Origin of the sequence: Synechococcus sp. MEDNS5, from assembly GCF_014279875.1 — a bacterium.
Taxonomy (GTDB): Bacteria; Cyanobacteriota; Cyanobacteriia; order PCC-6307; family Cyanobiaceae; genus Synechococcus_C.
Genome location: NZ_CP047952.1, coordinates 88763 through 104396 on the forward strand (window position 1 = coordinate 88763; position 15634 = coordinate 104396).

General features: G+C 61.6%; 14 protein-coding genes. 9 read left to right on the top strand and 5 right to left on the bottom strand.

Annotated elements, in window-relative coordinates; genetic code table 11:
• The first annotated feature begins 29 nt into the window (after positions 1-29).
• From gyrB to SynMEDNS5_RS00460, 4 genes are read left to right on the top strand one after another with little or no spacing between them, the layout of a single operon-like run.
• Positions 30-1997: a DNA topoisomerase (ATP-hydrolyzing) subunit B gene (gene gyrB, locus SynMEDNS5_RS00445; protein ID WP_186583820.1), complete on the top strand. Its 1968-nt coding sequence runs from the start codon at positions 30-32 to the stop codon at positions 1995-1997.
• Entirely contained in the window at positions 1997-2335 is a 339-nt protein-coding gene (locus tag SynMEDNS5_RS00450; protein WP_186583821.1) for an SH3 domain-containing protein, read from the top strand. The genes gyrB and SynMEDNS5_RS00450 overlap by 1 nt, the downstream gene beginning before the upstream one ends.
• A complete protein-coding gene (locus tag SynMEDNS5_RS00455) occupies positions 2328-2729 on the top strand; it encodes a CrcB family protein (RefSeq protein ID WP_186583822.1) in 402 nt (133 codons plus the stop codon). The genes SynMEDNS5_RS00450 and SynMEDNS5_RS00455 overlap by 8 nt, the downstream gene beginning before the upstream one ends.
• Positions 2722-3138, top strand: coding sequence for a CrcB family protein (locus SynMEDNS5_RS00460; protein ID WP_186583823.1), 417 nt, complete (start codon positions 2722-2724; stop codon positions 3136-3138). Before SynMEDNS5_RS00455 ends, SynMEDNS5_RS00460 begins: the two co-directional genes overlap by 8 nt.
• Here the strand turns inward: SynMEDNS5_RS00460 and SynMEDNS5_RS00465 are convergent.
• The gene (locus tag SynMEDNS5_RS00465) at positions 3104-3583 is read right to left on the bottom strand and encodes a glutathione peroxidase (RefSeq protein WP_186583824.1); all 480 of its coding nucleotides are present in this window, start codon (positions 3581-3583) and stop codon (positions 3104-3106) included. The genes SynMEDNS5_RS00460 and SynMEDNS5_RS00465 overlap by 35 nt on opposite strands.
• A gap of 74 nt (positions 3584-3657) precedes the next feature.
• On the opposite strand from SynMEDNS5_RS00465, the gene mgtE reads away from it, so the two are divergent.
• On the top strand, positions 3658-5082 hold the full coding sequence (gene mgtE, locus SynMEDNS5_RS00470) for a magnesium transporter (protein ID WP_186583825.1): 1425 nt from the start codon (positions 3658-3660) through the stop codon (positions 5080-5082).
• A 154-nt stretch (positions 5083-5236) separates the two neighbouring features.
• Positions 5237-6202 (top strand): RpoD/SigA family RNA polymerase sigma factor, encoded by a 966-nt coding sequence (locus SynMEDNS5_RS00475; protein WP_186585757.1) that lies wholly within the window; start codon positions 5237-5239, stop codon positions 6200-6202.
• Between the two features lie 8 nt (positions 6203-6210).
• Here SynMEDNS5_RS00475 and SynMEDNS5_RS00480 read toward each other — a convergent pair whose 3' ends face one another.
• From SynMEDNS5_RS00480 to SynMEDNS5_RS00495, 4 genes are read right to left on the bottom strand one after another with little or no spacing between them, the layout of a single operon-like run.
• Positions 6211-7194, bottom strand: a complete 984-nt coding sequence (locus SynMEDNS5_RS00480; RefSeq protein WP_186583826.1) for a hypothetical protein — start codon at positions 7192-7194, stop codon at positions 6211-6213.
• Positions 7191-8156 (bottom strand): alpha/beta fold hydrolase, encoded by a 966-nt coding sequence (locus SynMEDNS5_RS00485; RefSeq protein WP_186583827.1) that lies wholly within the window; start codon positions 8154-8156, stop codon positions 7191-7193. Before SynMEDNS5_RS00485 ends, SynMEDNS5_RS00480 begins: the two co-directional genes overlap by 4 nt.
• A complete protein-coding gene (locus tag SynMEDNS5_RS00490) occupies positions 8131-11421 on the bottom strand; it encodes an efflux RND transporter permease subunit (protein WP_186583828.1) in 3291 nt (1096 codons plus the stop codon). Before SynMEDNS5_RS00490 ends, SynMEDNS5_RS00485 begins: the two co-directional genes overlap by 26 nt.
• A gap of 7 nt (positions 11422-11428) precedes the next feature.
• Positions 11429-12547 (bottom strand): efflux RND transporter periplasmic adaptor subunit, encoded by a 1119-nt coding sequence (locus SynMEDNS5_RS00495; RefSeq protein WP_186583829.1) that lies wholly within the window; start codon positions 12545-12547, stop codon positions 11429-11431.
• A gap of 482 nt (positions 12548-13029) precedes the next feature.
• On the opposite strand from SynMEDNS5_RS00495, the gene SynMEDNS5_RS00500 reads away from it, so the two are divergent.
• The 3 genes from SynMEDNS5_RS00500 to mutT all read left to right on the top strand — a co-directional run bounded on the left by SynMEDNS5_RS00500 (position 13030) and on the right by mutT (position 15606).
• On the top strand, positions 13030-13257 hold the full coding sequence (locus SynMEDNS5_RS00500; RefSeq protein WP_186583830.1) for a DUF2811 domain-containing protein: 228 nt from the start codon (positions 13030-13032) through the stop codon (positions 13255-13257).
• A gap of 112 nt (positions 13258-13369) precedes the next feature.
• Complete coding sequence (locus tag SynMEDNS5_RS00505; protein ID WP_370593550.1) at positions 13370-14464, top strand: DUF819 family protein; 1095 nt, start codon at positions 13370-13372, stop codon at positions 14462-14464.
• Complete coding sequence (gene mutT, locus SynMEDNS5_RS00510) at positions 14464-15606, top strand: 8-oxo-dGTP diphosphatase MutT (RefSeq protein ID WP_186583831.1); 1143 nt, start codon at positions 14464-14466, stop codon at positions 15604-15606. Before SynMEDNS5_RS00505 ends, mutT begins: the two co-directional genes overlap by 1 nt.
• Positions 15607-15634: the final 28 nt, after the last annotated feature.

Consider the following 15634-nt stretch of genomic DNA (forward strand, 5'->3'; position numbering starts at 1 on the left):
TGACAGGAAGCCTGGCCGACCTAAATCGCATGAGCGAAGCCGCGAAAGTTCAAGCGGCCTACGGTGCCGAACAGATTCAGGTGCTCGAGGGCCTTGAGCCCGTCCGCAAGCGCCCGGGCATGTACATCGGCTCCACAGGGCCGCGTGGACTCCACCACCTGGTGTACGAGGTGGTGGATAACTCTGTGGACGAGGCCCTCGCGGGGCATTGCACGGAGATCCAGGTGGTGCTCGGGGAGGACGGCTCCGCCTCCGTCACCGACAACGGGCGCGGGATCCCCACCGACGTCCACCCCCGCACCGGTAAGAGTGCCCTGGAAACCGTGCTCACCGTGCTGCATGCCGGTGGCAAATTCGGCGCCGGTGGTTACAAGGTGTCCGGCGGCCTGCACGGGGTGGGCGTGTCGGTGGTCAACGCCCTCAGCGAATGGGTGGAAGTCACCGTGCGCCGTCAGGGCCAGGTGCACCGTCAGCGCTTTGAGCGCGGAGCTCCGATCGGCAGCCTGGTGTCTGAGCCCCAGCCTGCTGAAGAGGAAGGACTCACCGGCACCAGCGTGTGTTTCAAGCCCGACGTCGAGATTTTCACCGTCGGCATCGTCTTCGATTACGCCACCCTCTCGGCGCGCTTGCGCGAGCTGGCCTATCTCAATGGCGGTGTGCGCATCGTTTTCCGCGATGAGCGCGAAAGCGCCCGCGATGCCGAAGGCAAGCCCCACGAGGAGATCTACTTTTACGAGGGCGGCATCAAGGAATACGTCGCCTACATGAATGCGGAGAAGGATCCCCTTCACCCCGAGATCATCTATGTGAATGCCGAGAAAGACGGGGTGTCTGTTGAAGCGGCGTTGCAGTGGTGTGTGGATGCCTACTCCGACAGCATCCTGGGATTTGCCAACAACATCCGCACCGTGGATGGGGGCACGCACATCGAGGGGTTGAAAACCGTGCTCACCCGCACGCTCAACACGTTTGCCAAAAAGCGCGGCAAGCGCAAGGAATCGGATTCCAACCTCGCTGGTGAAAACATCCGCGAGGGTCTCACGGCCGTGCTGTCGGTGAAAGTGCCCGAGCCGGAGTTTGAGGGTCAAACCAAAACCAAGCTCGGCAATACCGAAGTGCGCGGCATTGTCGACAGCCTGGTGGGTGAGTCGCTGGGTCAGTACCTGGAGTTCAACCCGGGTGTGATCGACATGATTCTGGAGAAAGCGATCCAGGCCTTCAATGCGGCCGAAGCAGCCCGCCGCGCTCGCGAGCTGGTGCGGCGCAAGAGCGTGCTGGAGAGTTCAACCCTGCCTGGCAAGCTCGCTGATTGCAGCTCCCGGGATCCCAGCGAATCCGAGATCTATATCGTGGAGGGAGATTCTGCTGGTGGCTCGGCAAAGCAGGGTCGTGATCGACGCTTCCAGGCGATCCTGCCCCTACGCGGAAAGATTCTCAATATCGAGAAAACCGACGACGCCAAGATCTACAAGAACACGGAGATTCAGGCCCTGATCACGGCGCTTGGGCTTGGGATTAAAGGCGAAGATTTCGATGTTAAAAACCTTCGTTATCACCGCGTCGTGATCATGACCGACGCCGATGTGGATGGTGCCCATATCCGCACCCTGCTGCTCACTTTCTTCTACCGCTACCAGAAAGAATTGGTGGAAGGTGGTTACATCTACATCGCCTGCCCGCCCCTCTACAAAGTGGAGCGCGGCAAGAACCACACCTATTGCTACAACGAATCAGAGCTTCAGAAAACTCTGGAAGGATTTGGCGAGAAAGCCAACTACAACATCCAGCGTTTTAAGGGCCTTGGTGAAATGATGCCCAAGCAGCTCTGGGAAACCACGATGGATCCCACCACCCGCACCATGAAACGGGTGGAGATTGAGGATGCCCTGGAGGCCGACCGGATCTTCACGATCCTGATGGGCGACAAGGTGGCCCCGCGCCGCGAATTCATCGAAACCCACAGCGCCGAGCTCGATATGGCGGCCCTCGACATCTGATGCCGCGCTCCGCTTCCTCCGTGCTCCGCTGGGGCTGGCTGTTGGGTGTGGCCCTGCTCGGTCCTGCGGCCTTGCCGGCCGGTGGAGCTGAACGGCGTCTGCCCCAGATCCGCCGTCAGGATGGCGAAGGTCCCCTGCTCAGTGGCAGTGACTGTCTGCTGCAAGCCGGGCCGGGCCTGGCAGCTCCAGCCCTGCGTCGCCTGGAGATTGGCACCCCATTGCAGCTGTTGCGTCACTGGCGAAGCGCCGATGGTCGCGATTGGATTCAGGTGCAGGTGGCATCCCATCCGGCCTTCCCCGTGGGGAGTGACCGGCAACGCGGTTGGATTCATGGCTGACATTGTTCCCTTAAAGGCGCTTCTGGTAGGCCTGGGTGCCGTTCCCGGGGCCTGGTTGCGCCTGCGGGTGGTGAATCACTTCGAGCCGATGGTGCCGCGTAAACACTGGGGGACCTTCGTGGTGAATTTGGTGGCGGCTTTTGCGCTGGGGTTGGTGCTTGGTTTGCAGACGTCCGGCCGCTGCAATCCTCCCGGCGCGACCTCGTCGTTGATTCTGCTGATCGGTGTTGGTTTCTTCGGCAGCCTCAGCACCTTCTCCACCTTCGCTGTGGAGGTACTGGTCACCCTGCGCGATCGCCAGTGGGGTGAAGCGCTGTTGCTCACGGCCGGGTCGGTGCTCGCCGGTTTGATGGTGGCTGCAGGGGGCTACACCCTGGGGTTGGCGGATGGCTGAACAAGTCCAGCCCGCGGCACGGCAGGAGATTCAGGAATTGCTGCTGGTGGCCCTTGGCGCCGTTCCCGGTGCTCTGTTGCGCTGGCAGTTGTCGGTGCTGGCACCGGATCGCAATCTGCTGGCGAATGTGCTCGGATCGCTTGTGCTGGGGTTACTGCTTGGGCTTCCCTACCGGCCGCGGCTGCAGCTGCTGATCGGGATCGGCTTCTGCGGATCGCTCACCACCTTCAGCAGCTGGATGGTGGATTGCGTCAGTCTGATCGCAGCGGGGCAGCCCTCCGCCGCGATCGGTCTGATCGGCGCAACCCTCGGGCTGGGCCTGGGTGGCGCAGCCCTGGGGCTCGTACTAGGCCGCGGCTTGAGCGCCCGTTGGCTCAGGCCTGCAGCGCCGCCTCAATCGCAGCGCTGAGTTCAGCGTCCTCGGGGGCCACGCCGCTCTTGAAGCGTGCCAGTACCGTGCCGTCCTTGCCCACCAGGAACTTTTCGAAATTCCAGGCCACATCACCGGCCGGCTCGGTCTTGTTGAGGGTGGAGTAAGGCTCGGTGGTGCTGCCGGTGGCGTGCACCTTGTCGAACAGCTCGAAGCTGGCGCCGTAGGTGGTGGAACAGAAACTCTTGATCTCGTCGAGGGTGCCGGGCTCCTGGGCGCCGAAGTCGTTGCAGGGGAAGCCCAGCACCTGCAGGCCGCGGGGCCCGAAGGTGTCCTGCAGGGTCTGAAGACCGGCGTATTGCTTGGTGAATCCGCAGCGGCTGGCCACATTCACGATCAGCAGCACTTGGCCTGCATAGCTGCCGAGGGATTTTTCACTGCCGTCGGGGGTACGGACGGACACGTTGCTGACGCTGGGAGCCATGGCGGAACGAAGCATTCGGCGCAGACGATAACCCTCTGCAACCGACATACACTTGGGATCGCTGAGCACGGGGCATGGATCAAGCACCGGTGCTAGCGGAGGTGGTGACCCGCCAGCTTGAATCCATGCTCAGCGTGGGTAATTACGACGGCGTCAAGATGCTGCTGGCGCCCGTACAGCCCGTGGATGTGGCCGAAGCGATCGGCAGCTTGCCGCGCACCCTCCAGGCCCTGGCCTTCCGGCTGCTCAGTAAAGATGAAGCGATCGAGGTGTACGAGTACCTCGATCCAGCTGTGCAGCAGAGCCTGTTGGAACGGCTGCGCTCCGGTGAGGTGTTGGAGCTGGTCGAGGAGATGTCTCCGGACGATCGCGTCCGCCTGTTCGATGAACTTCCCGCCAAGGTGGTGCGGCGTCTGCTGGCGGAGCTCAGCCCGGCGGAGCGCAAAGTCACCGCCCAGCTGCTGGGTTACGCCCCGGAGACCGCCGGCCGTCTGATGACGACGGAATACATCGATCTCAAGGACTTTCACAGTGCGGCGCAGGCGCTCACGATCGTGCGCCGCAGAGCCCGTCAAACCGAAACGATCTACAGCCTTTACGTGACCGATGGAGAACGTCACCTCACGGGCATCCTGTCGCTGCGTGATCTGGTCACCGCCGACCCTGAAGACCGGATCGGTGACGTGATGACCAGGGAGGTGGTGAGCGTGGGTACCGATACGGATCAGGAAGACGTGGCCAGAGCGATTCAGCGCTACGACTTTCTGGCGGTGCCGGTGGTGGATCGCGAGCGACGCCTGGTGGGGATCGTCACCGTGGATGACGTGATCGATGTGATCGAGCAGGAGGCCACCCGCGACCTCTATGCCGCCGGCGCTGTGGAAGCCGGAGATGAGGACGATTATTTCCAGAGCAATCTGTTCACCGTGGCTCGCCGCCGGGTGGTGTGGTTGTCGGTGCTGGTGGTGGCCAGCTTCTTCACATCGGAAGTGATTGCCCTCAATGAGCAGGTGCTCAAGGAGGTGGTGTTGCTGGCGGCGTTCATTCCTCTGTTGGCGGGCACCGGCGGCAATGTGGGCGCCCAGAGCTCCACGGTGGTGATCCGCGGTCTGAGCACCCAGAGCATTGCCTCCCTCGGGCGCATCAAGGCTGTGGTGCGGGAGGCCACGGCGGGATTGCTGCTGGGGTTGCTGATGATGATCCTGGTGGTGCCCTTTGCCTGGTGGCGGGGGGAGAGTCCGCTGGTGGGTTTGTCTGTGGGCACCAGCCTGCTGGCGATTACCACCCTGGCGGCCACGGCTGGGGCAGGCTTCCCGTTGCTTTTCGATCGCATGGGGCTGGATCCGGCGTTGATGTCCACGCCCTTCATCACCACCTGCACGGATGTGGTAGGAACTCTGATCTATCTGAAAACAGCGCAGTGGCTGCTCGTCCACATGCCCCAGCTGCTTCAGTCCACAGGTATTTCTGCTCATTTATTGGCCGCAGCTCTTTTCTGAGAGCTCGTTTACGTTTCTTAGGAGTACGCTTCACACAACTCAAAGAAGCGATATGGCTCCCACCCTCGCCGCAGCTTCAGTCACCATTCCCACACTCTCCGTCAAGTCGGCGACTGGCAGCAGCCAGCCCACCAAGAGTGCTCCAGCTAAGTCCATGGCCTCCCGTCCCTCCGGTACGGATGTCGACCTGGTGCGTTCCTATCTGCGCGACATCGGCCGTGTGCCGTTGCTGAGCCATCAGCAGGAGATCACCCTGGGCCGTCAGGTGCAGGAGCTGATGGAGCTGGAGGCGACAGAAGCGGAGCTGCAGGAGAAGCGTGGTGGAGAAGCCGTGCCTGCAGCCGAGCTGGCGAAGGCAGCTGGATTGAGTGCTGTGCAACTGAAGCGCAAGTTGCAGGCGGGCCGCCGCGCCAAAGAGCGGATGGTGGCGGCGAATCTGCGTTTGGTGGTGAGCGTGGCCAAGAAATACACCAAGCGGAACATGGAGCTGCTGGATCTGATCCAGGAGGGAACGATCGGTTTGGTGCGTGGTGTGGAGAAGTTCGACCCAACGCGGGGCTACAAGTTCAGTACGTATGCGTACTGGTGGATTCGCCAGGGAATCACACGGGCGATTGCGGAGAAGAGCCGCACGATCCGGCTGCCGATCCACATCACCGAGATGCTGAACAAACTGAAGAAGGGGCAGCGCGAACTGAGCCAGGACCTGGGCCGGACGCCATCAGTCACGGAGCTGGCGGCATTTGTGGAGCTGCCGGAGGATGAGGTGAAGGAACTGATGTGCCGCGCCCGTCAACCGGTGAGCCTGGAGATGAAGGTTGGGGATGGTGATGACACGGAGCTGCTGGATTTACTGGCAGGTGATGGCGAGCTGCCGAGTGAGCAGGTGGAAGGGGAGTGCCTGAAGGGCGATCTGCGTGATCTGCTGGGCCAGCTGCCGGAATTGCAGGAGCGTGTGCTGCGGATGCGTTACGGGATGGACGGCGAGGAGCCGATGAGCCTCACCGGCATCGGCCGCGTGATCGGTATCAGCCGGGACCGGGTTCGCAACCTGGAGCGGGACGGTCTTGCCGGCCTGCGTCGCCTCAGTGATCAGGTGGAGGCGTATGTCGCCTGCTGATCGCTTGATCAGCTGAGATAAGAGACAGCCTGCGGATTGTCGATGTTGTAATCGATGATTGCTGCGGGCAAACCAACCAGGGTGCTGCTGTCGTAGGCGGTGAAATCCTCCACCCGTTTGAACAGGGGGAGCAGCACCCGCGCCAAGGCATTGGGTGCGCCATAAAAAAACGAGTGGTGGCCTAACAGGAACTCTGTGGTGCCTGATCCTTCTTTCTGTTGTTGCTTCCTGAGGAAGTGCTGCAATGCCACCCGCTCGTCTTTGCTGAGATCCGGATGCGCGGTAACGGGAAAGTCTTTTTGGGCTGCCAGCAATCCGCAATCGCTCCAGTCCAACTGGCTCAGCGCTGTGACCAGGCTCTCCCGCTCAGCAGAGAAATCGATACAGGCCAGCTCTTGCTCTTCGATCGCCATCACATCGCGAAAGCAGCGGTGTTGCAATAACTTCCATTTGTGCCGAGCATCGTCGTGCACCACGATTGCCGCCAGCCGCACCTTGGCGTAGCGCTGCAGCAGCTTGAGATGGGACGGTTGCCGGGCCAGGAAATGAAACAGGAACTGCGATCCGGTGCCGATGTAGTCATCCAGCACCACCAGGGCCCGACGGTCCTGGTCTGCAGGTGGATGGGCCAGCAGGGTCTCCATGCTGCGGAAACAGGTCACCGGTAAGCGGTTGGCCTTGCGGTAGGCATAGGCAATCAGATCACCGCTCTTGCACACGAAGGCGCGTGTGAAGTCGATGTCGCGGAAGCCGGCCACATCAAAGCCATCGCCAGCCAGGTCTTGGCAGAGCCGTTGGTGCAGCAGCCGGCATTCCCGCAGCAGCCTGGCCCAGCTGTGCATCTCGATGCACTCCAGCAGCCGCAGGGCGATGCTGTGGTCGTCGGCTTCAAATTGCGCGAGCCAGCGGTCGAGGGAGAGCCGGGGGATCTCCGCTTCGTTCCAGTGAGTGGCCAGTTGATCCAGGCGGGCCTGCGTGGTGTTGGCGGTCATGCTCCCTGCGCTTTGAGAATCTCCAGCAACCGGGCGTTCACCGCCTCCGGTGCCTCGTCGTGGGGACAGTGTCCCACCCGTGGCAACACCGTGAGCGATTGGATGCAGGCAAAGCGTTCAGCCCAATCGCGGGCTTCTGCCACCGGTTCCCAGGGATCCCGTTCACCCCAGATCAGGTGCACCGGTTGCTCCAGGTTCGCCAGCAACTCGGGAGCCAGATGGTCATCGAAGAGGTTGATGAATCCGCGGAATGCCTCGGCGGCACCGGGTCGCTGTGTTGGCTGGTACAGCAGGTCAACCAGCTGGTCATCAACATTCGCCCCACTCGGGTAGGCCTGGCCGAGCACGCTGCGGATCACCCGCGGCCTGGCGGCGTTGCGGAACAGTGCTGTGCTCAGCCAGCGCTGGCTCACCAGGGTTTTCAGCAATGGCCGGATCCAGGCCATCCAGGCAGGTTGGCTGGCCAGCTGTTTGTCATCCATCAGCCGCTGGGCACAGTCGATCAGCACAACGCCCTTGCAGTGCGCCCCCAGCCGTTGGGCTGCGCGCAGCACCACCACACCGCCGATGGAATTGCCCACCAGCAGCACAGGGCGCTGCACGATCTGCTGGCAGAAGGCTTCCACCTGCTCAGCCCAGAGATCAAAGCCATACTCAAGCGCTTCATCACTCGGTGCCTGGCGCTGGGCATCGGGATCACTGGGAAGCACGGCCCTTGGCTGGCTGCTGCCGCCGAAGCCGATCAGATCAAGGGCGAAGGTGGGGGTTCGCTCTGCCAGCGACGGCATGGTGTGGCGCCAGTGGCCGCTGCTGGCACCGAAGCCATGCACCAGCACCACAGCCGGTGACTCGCTGTTGTCTTGGCCCTGGCCCTGCTGGCGCCAGGCCACATCGAGGCCGCACCCATCAGGCTGCTCCCAGGTCCAGTGGGTCGAGTCAGGTGGCACTGGCAAGGGATCCATCATCGTCACCACCCGTTGGCTTCCTGCCGAAGAGGCGTTCTTCCAGGCCCTTGATCACCACATAGAAGGGCGGCACCACGCCGAGGGAGAGCACGGTGGCGACCACCAGTCCGCCGAAGATCACCGTGCCCAGGGATTGCTGGCTTTGGGCACCGGCGCCGTTGGCGACCACCAGCGGCAGGAAGCCCGCAAGGGCCGCGATCGCCGTCATCAGAATCGGCCGCAGTCTGGATTCAGCAGAGGCGATCACCGCATCGGTGGCACTCATGCCGTTTTGGAGGTGCTGTTCCGCCACTTCAACAATCAAGATTCCATTTTTCGCCGCCAGACCGATCAGGGTCACCAGGCCCACCTGGGCGTAGATGTTGAGGTCGATGGAGCGGATGGCCAGGAACGCCAAGGCTCCAAGCATCGCTAGGGGCACGGTCATCAGGATGATCACCGGGGTGACATAGCTCTCGTACTGGGCCGACAGCACCAGATACACGATCAGGATGCCGAATCCGAACACGAGCACGCTGGCGCTGCCGGCGGAGAGTTGCAGGGCGGCAAGACCGGTGAAGGCGTAGCCGATGTTGTTGAAGTTCTCCTTCTTGAACAGCGCCTGAATTGAACTAAGGGCCTGCCCGGAGCTCTTGCCCACCGCCTGGGCGCCCTGGATCAGCACCGTTCGGTAAAGGTTGTAGTGGCTGATGATCGGCGGCGCGCTCGACAGTTCCGATGAAGCGAACTGCGACACCTGGATCATCTCGCCATCGCGGTTTTTCACGTAGTAGCTGAGGATGTTTTCAATGTCGTCGCGTTGTTCGGCCTCGGCCTGCACGTACACATTGCGCACCTGGCCGTCTTCATAGGTGAGGCCCGTGTAGGAGCCACCGGCCAGCACGGCGATGGTGCTCATCGCCTCCTCGTAATCCACATTCAGAGCTCCCATCACCGCCCGATCCACTGTCAGTCCGAAGGCAGGGGCACTGGGGATGAACTGGGTGTAGATGTTGGAGAAATTGCCACTGGCTTTGCCGGCCTTGATCAGCGTCTGCGCCTGCTGATCGAGCTCGTTGAAGCTGTAATTGCCGGTGAGATCGTTGAACTGGAAGTAGAAACCACCCTGGGCTGAGAACCCTGGAACCGCCGGCGGCTGACCCACAACCGCCAAGCCGCTGCTTAAGGCCGAGAGCTTGGCATTGAGCCGATCAGCGATGGCGAAGGAATTGTTCGCCGCGCCCGGCCGCTCACTTAGTGGTTTCAGACCGATCAGGATCGTGCCCTGGTCGGGGCTGGATCCATTGAAGCCGTAACCACTGATCACGTTGGCATTGAGCACATCCTTCTCTTCTTTGAGGATTGCCGCAATCTGCTCGGCCATTGTTTCGGTCTGGCTGAGCGATGCACCGTTCTGCAGCTGGTAGAAGCCCGCCAGATAGCCCTGGTCTTCATCGGGAATGAACGCTGTAGGGAGGGCTGTGAAGGCCAAAACCGTGAGCACAATGCCGCCGGCCAGGGTCACCATCACCCAGCGCCGGGCCTTGATCAGCGTGCGAATCAGTCGGGCGTAGCCGTTTTGAAGCCGGGCGAAGTTGGTGTTGAACACCCGGAAGATCAAGGGGAGATTCGCCCCTGCCACTCCGCCCACCACCACGCCGAGCACGTAGGTCCAGCTGCCGAAGGCTGCTGAGCTGAAACGTCCGAAGGCCAGACCCACAATCACGCCGGCCACTGGCCAGATCCAGCCTTTCGGTGGAGCGGTCTCACCCGGTTTGAGGATCAGGCCCGACAACATGGGCGAGAACGTGAGCGCGTTGAACGCGGAGATGGCAATCGAAAAGGCGATGGTGAGCGCGAACTGCTTGTAGATGATGCCGATGCTTCCCGGATAGAACGCCACAGGCACAAACACCGCCATCAGCGCTAAGGCTGTGGCCACAAGGGCGCCAAACAGCTCTCCCATGCAGGCCAGCGCTGCCTGCCTGGGCTTCATGCCCGATTCGATGTTCTTCGACACCGCTTCAATCACCACGATGGCGTCGTCCACCACCAAGCCTGTGGCCAGCACCAGGCCAAGCAGGGTGAGTTGATTGATGGAGAAACCGAATACCTTGATGAAAGCGAAGGTGCCCACCAGAGAAATGGGAATGGCCAGGCTGGGCACCACCGTGGCTCGCCAGTTTTGCAGAAAGATGAACAGGATCAACAGCACCAGAACGATCGCCAGGCCCAGGGCATCAACAACGCCCTCCACGGAGGATTCAATGAATTGGCCGATGTTGTACACCTGTGAAACGGTCACCCCAGGAGGGGCGGTGGCGGCAAAGGCATCGATCTGTTTCACCACGGCATCCGCCACATCCAGAGCATTGCTGTCCGGGGTCTGGAACACCGCCACGGAGACTGTGTCGTGGTTCGACACATCTACCGCAGCTGTTGTGTAGTTGTTGAAGCCGTATTGCACCTCGCCTACATCTTTGAGCAGAAGAAGATTGCCCGTTTCGGTGCGGCTGATGATCAGATTCTCGAAGTCTTCAAGGCTGAGCAGATTGCCGTTGTTCTGCACCAACAATGGGTAGGTGTAGGCCTGATCACCGGCTGCAGGCGGTCCTCCCACCAGGCCGCCAATGGAGGTGGTGTTCTGCGCCTGCACAGCATCCACCACCTGGTTGGCGGTGAGATTGTTCGCTGCCAATTTGTCCGGGTCGACGAACAGCCAGTAGGCGGGGGTCGTTCCCCCGAGGATGTTCACGGTGGCAACGCCGGGAACCCGTTCCAGGGGGTAGTAGAGCTGTTGGTACACCAGGCCGTTGAGATAGGCCGCATCGAACTGCCCATCCGTCGATGACACCTGGTAAGCGAGCAAAATGGAGGGGGTTGACTGCTGCACCGAGACGCCCGTGTTCGACACCTGGCTGGGAAGCTGGGGCATCGCCAGGGACACGCGGTTCTGCACGTTCACCTGGTCGATGTCGATATCCGTGGTCTCGTCGAAGTAGACCGAGATGATGCTCTGCCCCTCCATGTTGCTGGTGGAGTAGATGTAAGAAGCACCCGGTGCACCGTTGATCTGCTGCTCGAGCGGATTGGTCACCGCCTGCTCGGTGACCAGGGAATTGGCGCCGCTGTAGTTGGCGGTGACCTGGATCAGGGGTGGGGAGATGTTAGGGAGATTGGCGATCGGCAGCGTCGGGATCGCGATGACTCCCATCAGCACGATCAGAATGCTGCAGACCGTGGTGAGAACCGGCCGCTTGATGAAGTTGTCGGAGAAGGCCATGGGACGGTCAGTTCGTGGTCTTCACAGGAATGCCATTGCTGAGCAGGGCTGTTTTGCTCACCACGACGGTGTCACCTTTTTTCAGGCCTGACTTCAGGGGATAGAAATTGTTCTGCAATTCACCGAGTTCAACTGCTTGTTGCACCACGATTGGGGTGCTGGGGGGAAGGCTCTCGAGCTTTTTCTTCTGCTTCTCGGGAACGGAGGCGGAGGCCTTGATTTTTGGCAGGGCCTTGCTCACCGGAATCGTGACGTACACGAAGGGTTGCTGCGCCTGCATGAACACGGCCTGAACCGGCACGGCCAGGGCTTGTTTGTTCCCCACAATGATCTGGCTCTTCACAAACTGACCGGTCTTCAGCTGGTTGGTGAGATTGGGGAAGGTGGCCTTCACCATCAAAGCGTTGGGAGAGCTGTTGCTGCCGCTGACGCCGAAGTAGGGGGAGATGAAGCTCACCTTGCCTTCGCCTGTGATCGGCGGGTTGGTCTGCGACGCGACTTTCACCGTTTGACCGATCTTCACGGCACCTGATTGGGTGGCGGGGATCTGCATCAGGGTCCAGAGGGTGGAGTTGTTCACGATGCCGGTGATCGCCTGGCCGGTCTGCACGTAATCCCCCAGCTTCACGCTGTCCAGGTCGCCCACCACGCCGTCGATCGGTGAACGCACGAACTTGTAGCCGAGGGTGGCGGCATCGGAGCGGGCCTGGTCGCGCGATGCGATCGCCTGGGTGACGTACTGGTCGCGCTGCTTCGCTGAAGCGGCACCGTTTTGGTACAGGAATTCGTAGCGCTCGGCGTTGAGCTTGTCGGTGCGTGCCTGGGCTTGGGCTGAATCGAGAGCAGCACTCTGCTGCACGTTGTCGAGCTCGAGGATCGGCTGCCCTGCCTTCACTCGCTCACCGTCGCTGGCCAGCACTTTCACCACACGCCCATCGGTTTCAGGCCTCAGCGACACCGTGGTGGTGGACTCCAGCACACTGATCGCTTCAATGCTCGGCTGGAAATTAGCCTCAGCGATGCTGGCCGTTTTGACCGTGAGGAGCTTTTTAGCCTGAGTTTTCGGCTTGCCACATCCAACGAGCAACGTCGCAGCCGTGAGGGTCAGCGCCAGGGTTCGCTGCACAGTGAGGTGGTTTCGCTTCGCGGAACCTACCTGTTTTTCATAGGGCCGTCGGTGGTTGTGTGGGGCTGTTGGCAGGCAGTGCGCGTTGGCAGGCAGTGAGCGTTGGCAAGCTGTGGGTGATGGGACTTGCTCGTTGGTTGTGCTGAATTGATCAGTAGCGGTGAACAGACGGCAACTCCACGCCAAACACAACGTTTTTCACAGCTTTTCCACAAGCCTCTTCGTGCGGATCGTCGGCCAGAGGAGGCCTCGGTCTGGCGCCAGGGGAAAAGCAGCTTTCCCCTTGACGGGAAGAGCAAAAACAATTTTGCGCTGTATTCCATGACACAGATGTTGCAACTGAAGCCAGTGCTGGACAGCTTTTTGCGGATTCGAGAGCAAGCAAGTCGAAGTGAGTCCGGCTTTTTGACATCACTGCAGGTGTCGTGGCGTGATGGTGTCGTTGACGACGAAGGTTTGAGTTGCACGAGACGCCCGATGCGATGCCAGTCCACGTGAGTGTGGAAAACCAGATGCCTGAGGATTTGCATCGCGCCATGGGGGTGTTCATCGAGGAGCACCCCCAATGGGATCAGTACCGGCTGGTGCAGTCCGCCATTGCCGGCTTCCTGTTTCAGCAGGGTTGCAAGGATCGTGCAGTGGTTCAGCATTATCTGAGCGGCTTGTTCCAACGGGACGCCGGTTCCCATCAGATTGAGTCGTCCTGCTGACTCAGGTCGAGCGGGGAAGACGTGATCGGGGCACGATGCGCGACTGCGCTTCCTGCGTTGGTCGAGGCCAGCGTTTCATCATGGTGAGGTTGTGTATGGCCCAACCAGGCTTTTGTCTTTCTTGGGAATCGCCGGGCTTACGGCCCTGGGTTGGTGGCTGTCGCGCCGTTGGGTTTGGGGGCAAAAGCTGGGCGTCACCATGCTGGTGCTCCTGCTCGGTGTGGCGGTCCGCAATGGCCTCGGCTGGCAGCCGGACCCGCGGATTTCAGGCTGGGTCAGCGGCCCCCTGACCTCGCTGGCCATCGCTGAGCTTCTGCTCGCGATCAGGCTGAGAATCTTGTTGCTTCGGGCCCGGCCTCTGTTGCTCCTCTTTGGCGTTGTCGTGCTGGCCACCGTGGTGGGAGTTTTGGTGGGTGCCGTCGCGCTGGCGCAACCCCTCGGCGATCAGCGCTCCGAGCTCATGGGCCTCTACACCGCCACGTTTTCCGGTGGAAGCCTCAACCTTGTGGCGGTGGGGCGCATCTTGTCTCCGCCGGATGCCTTGCTGGCTTTGGCGACAGCCGCTGATCAGATTGTGTTCACGCTCTGGTTCGCGTTGAGCATTGGGTTTGGCCGCAGGGATCGCCTGAGGGCATCGCTGCAGACGCCGCCGCCGTTGGCTCTCTCGCCACCATCCACTGAGGCCCAACCCTCAAAGCGGGACTGGCTCATAGCGCTGCTCTGGGGCTTGAGTGCTGTTGGGCTGAGTCATGGACTCAGCCAGGGACTGGCGCGGATCGGGGTTGGGGTGCCGTTCATTCTTGTACTCACCACGGTGGCTGTGTTGGCAGCGCAGTTGCCAGGGCCGATGACGCGCCGATCCTGTCCAGACTGCGGCCAGCTCTTGATCCAACCGTTCTTTGTGGTGGTGGGGTTGAGCACCCCTCTGGCCGGTGTGTTCAGCGAAGGCCTCTGGATTCTTGTCTACGCCGCCATCGTGGTGGGCATGCACGCTGTGGTTGTGTTGGTGCTGGCGCGCTGCCGTGTTCCGATGGCCGAGGTGCTGGTGGCTTCCCAAGCAGCGATCGGTGGTCCGAGCACGGCCCTGGCTTTAGCCACCAGCCTCAAACGGGATGATCTCGCCGTGCCCGGGGTGGCGCTTGGGCTTTTGGGGTATGCCATCGGGACCTACCTCGGCGTGGTGATGGCGGCTCCAGGTTGGTTCTGATGGATCCACGCGGACGCGCTCTGCTCTGTTGGTGGCAGGCCCACGGCCGCCGGGATCCGGAGCAGAAACCCTGGATGGTCACCGCGGAACAAACCTGGCCACGGCCTCACGAGGTGTTGTCTCCCTACGGCATCTGGATCGCCGAGGTGATGCTGCAACAGACCCAGCTTCAGGTGGTGCTTCCTTACTGGACTCGTTGGATGGAACGCTTTCCCCGGCTCGAGGATCTGGCAGAAGCGGAGGAACAGGCTGTGCTCCTGAGCTGGCAGGGGCTTGGGTATTACTCCCGGGCCCGACGCCTGAAGGCTGCCGCCGCATTGCTGGTGGCGATGGGGGCAGGCAGCACTGATCCCGGTGGCTGGCCGAGCGATCTTGAGACTTGGTTGGCCTTGCCGGGGATTGGCCGCAGCACGGCTGGAGGCATCCTGTCGTCGGCCTTCAACAGTCCTTTGGCGATTCTGGATGGCAACGTGCGGCGTGTGCTGGCACGGCTTCAGGCCCATCCCACGCCGCCGATGCGGGCTCAGGCGCAGTTCTGGCTCTGGAGCGAGGCCTTGATCACGGCCGCGCCAGGCCGAGCCCGCGACTGCAATCAGGCCCTGATGGATCTGGGGGCCACGCTTTGCACGCCGCGCAATCCCAGTTGCGGGAGGTGCCCCTGGCGTGACCACTGCGCTGCTTACGCTTCCGGCACCCCCGAGGCCTTTCCCGTGACCGATGCACCCCGCAGCCTTCCGTTCTCCGTGATCGGTGTGGGCGTGGTGCTCAATCAGGCGGGCGAGGTGCTGATTGATCAGCGCCTCAACGAGGGCCTGCTCGGTGGGCTCTGGGAGTTTCCAGGAGGAAAGCAGGAGCCTGGCGAAGCCATCACTGACACCATTTCCCGGGAGCTGCGGGAGGAGCTGGCGATTGCGGTGGCCGTGGATCAGGAACTGATCACCGTGGACCACGCCTACAGCCACAAGAAGTTGCGCTTCATCGTGCATCTCTGCCGCTGGCTGTCGGGTGAACCCCAGCCTCTGGCCAGTCAGCAGGTGCGCTGGGTGAAGCCCGAGGAGCTCGGCAACTTTCCCTTTCCAGCGGCCAATGCCCGCATCATCGAGGCCTTGCATGGGCATCTCAGCGGATTGGCAGCCAGCTAATCCCTGGCCACCCTGCAGAAATCTGCAG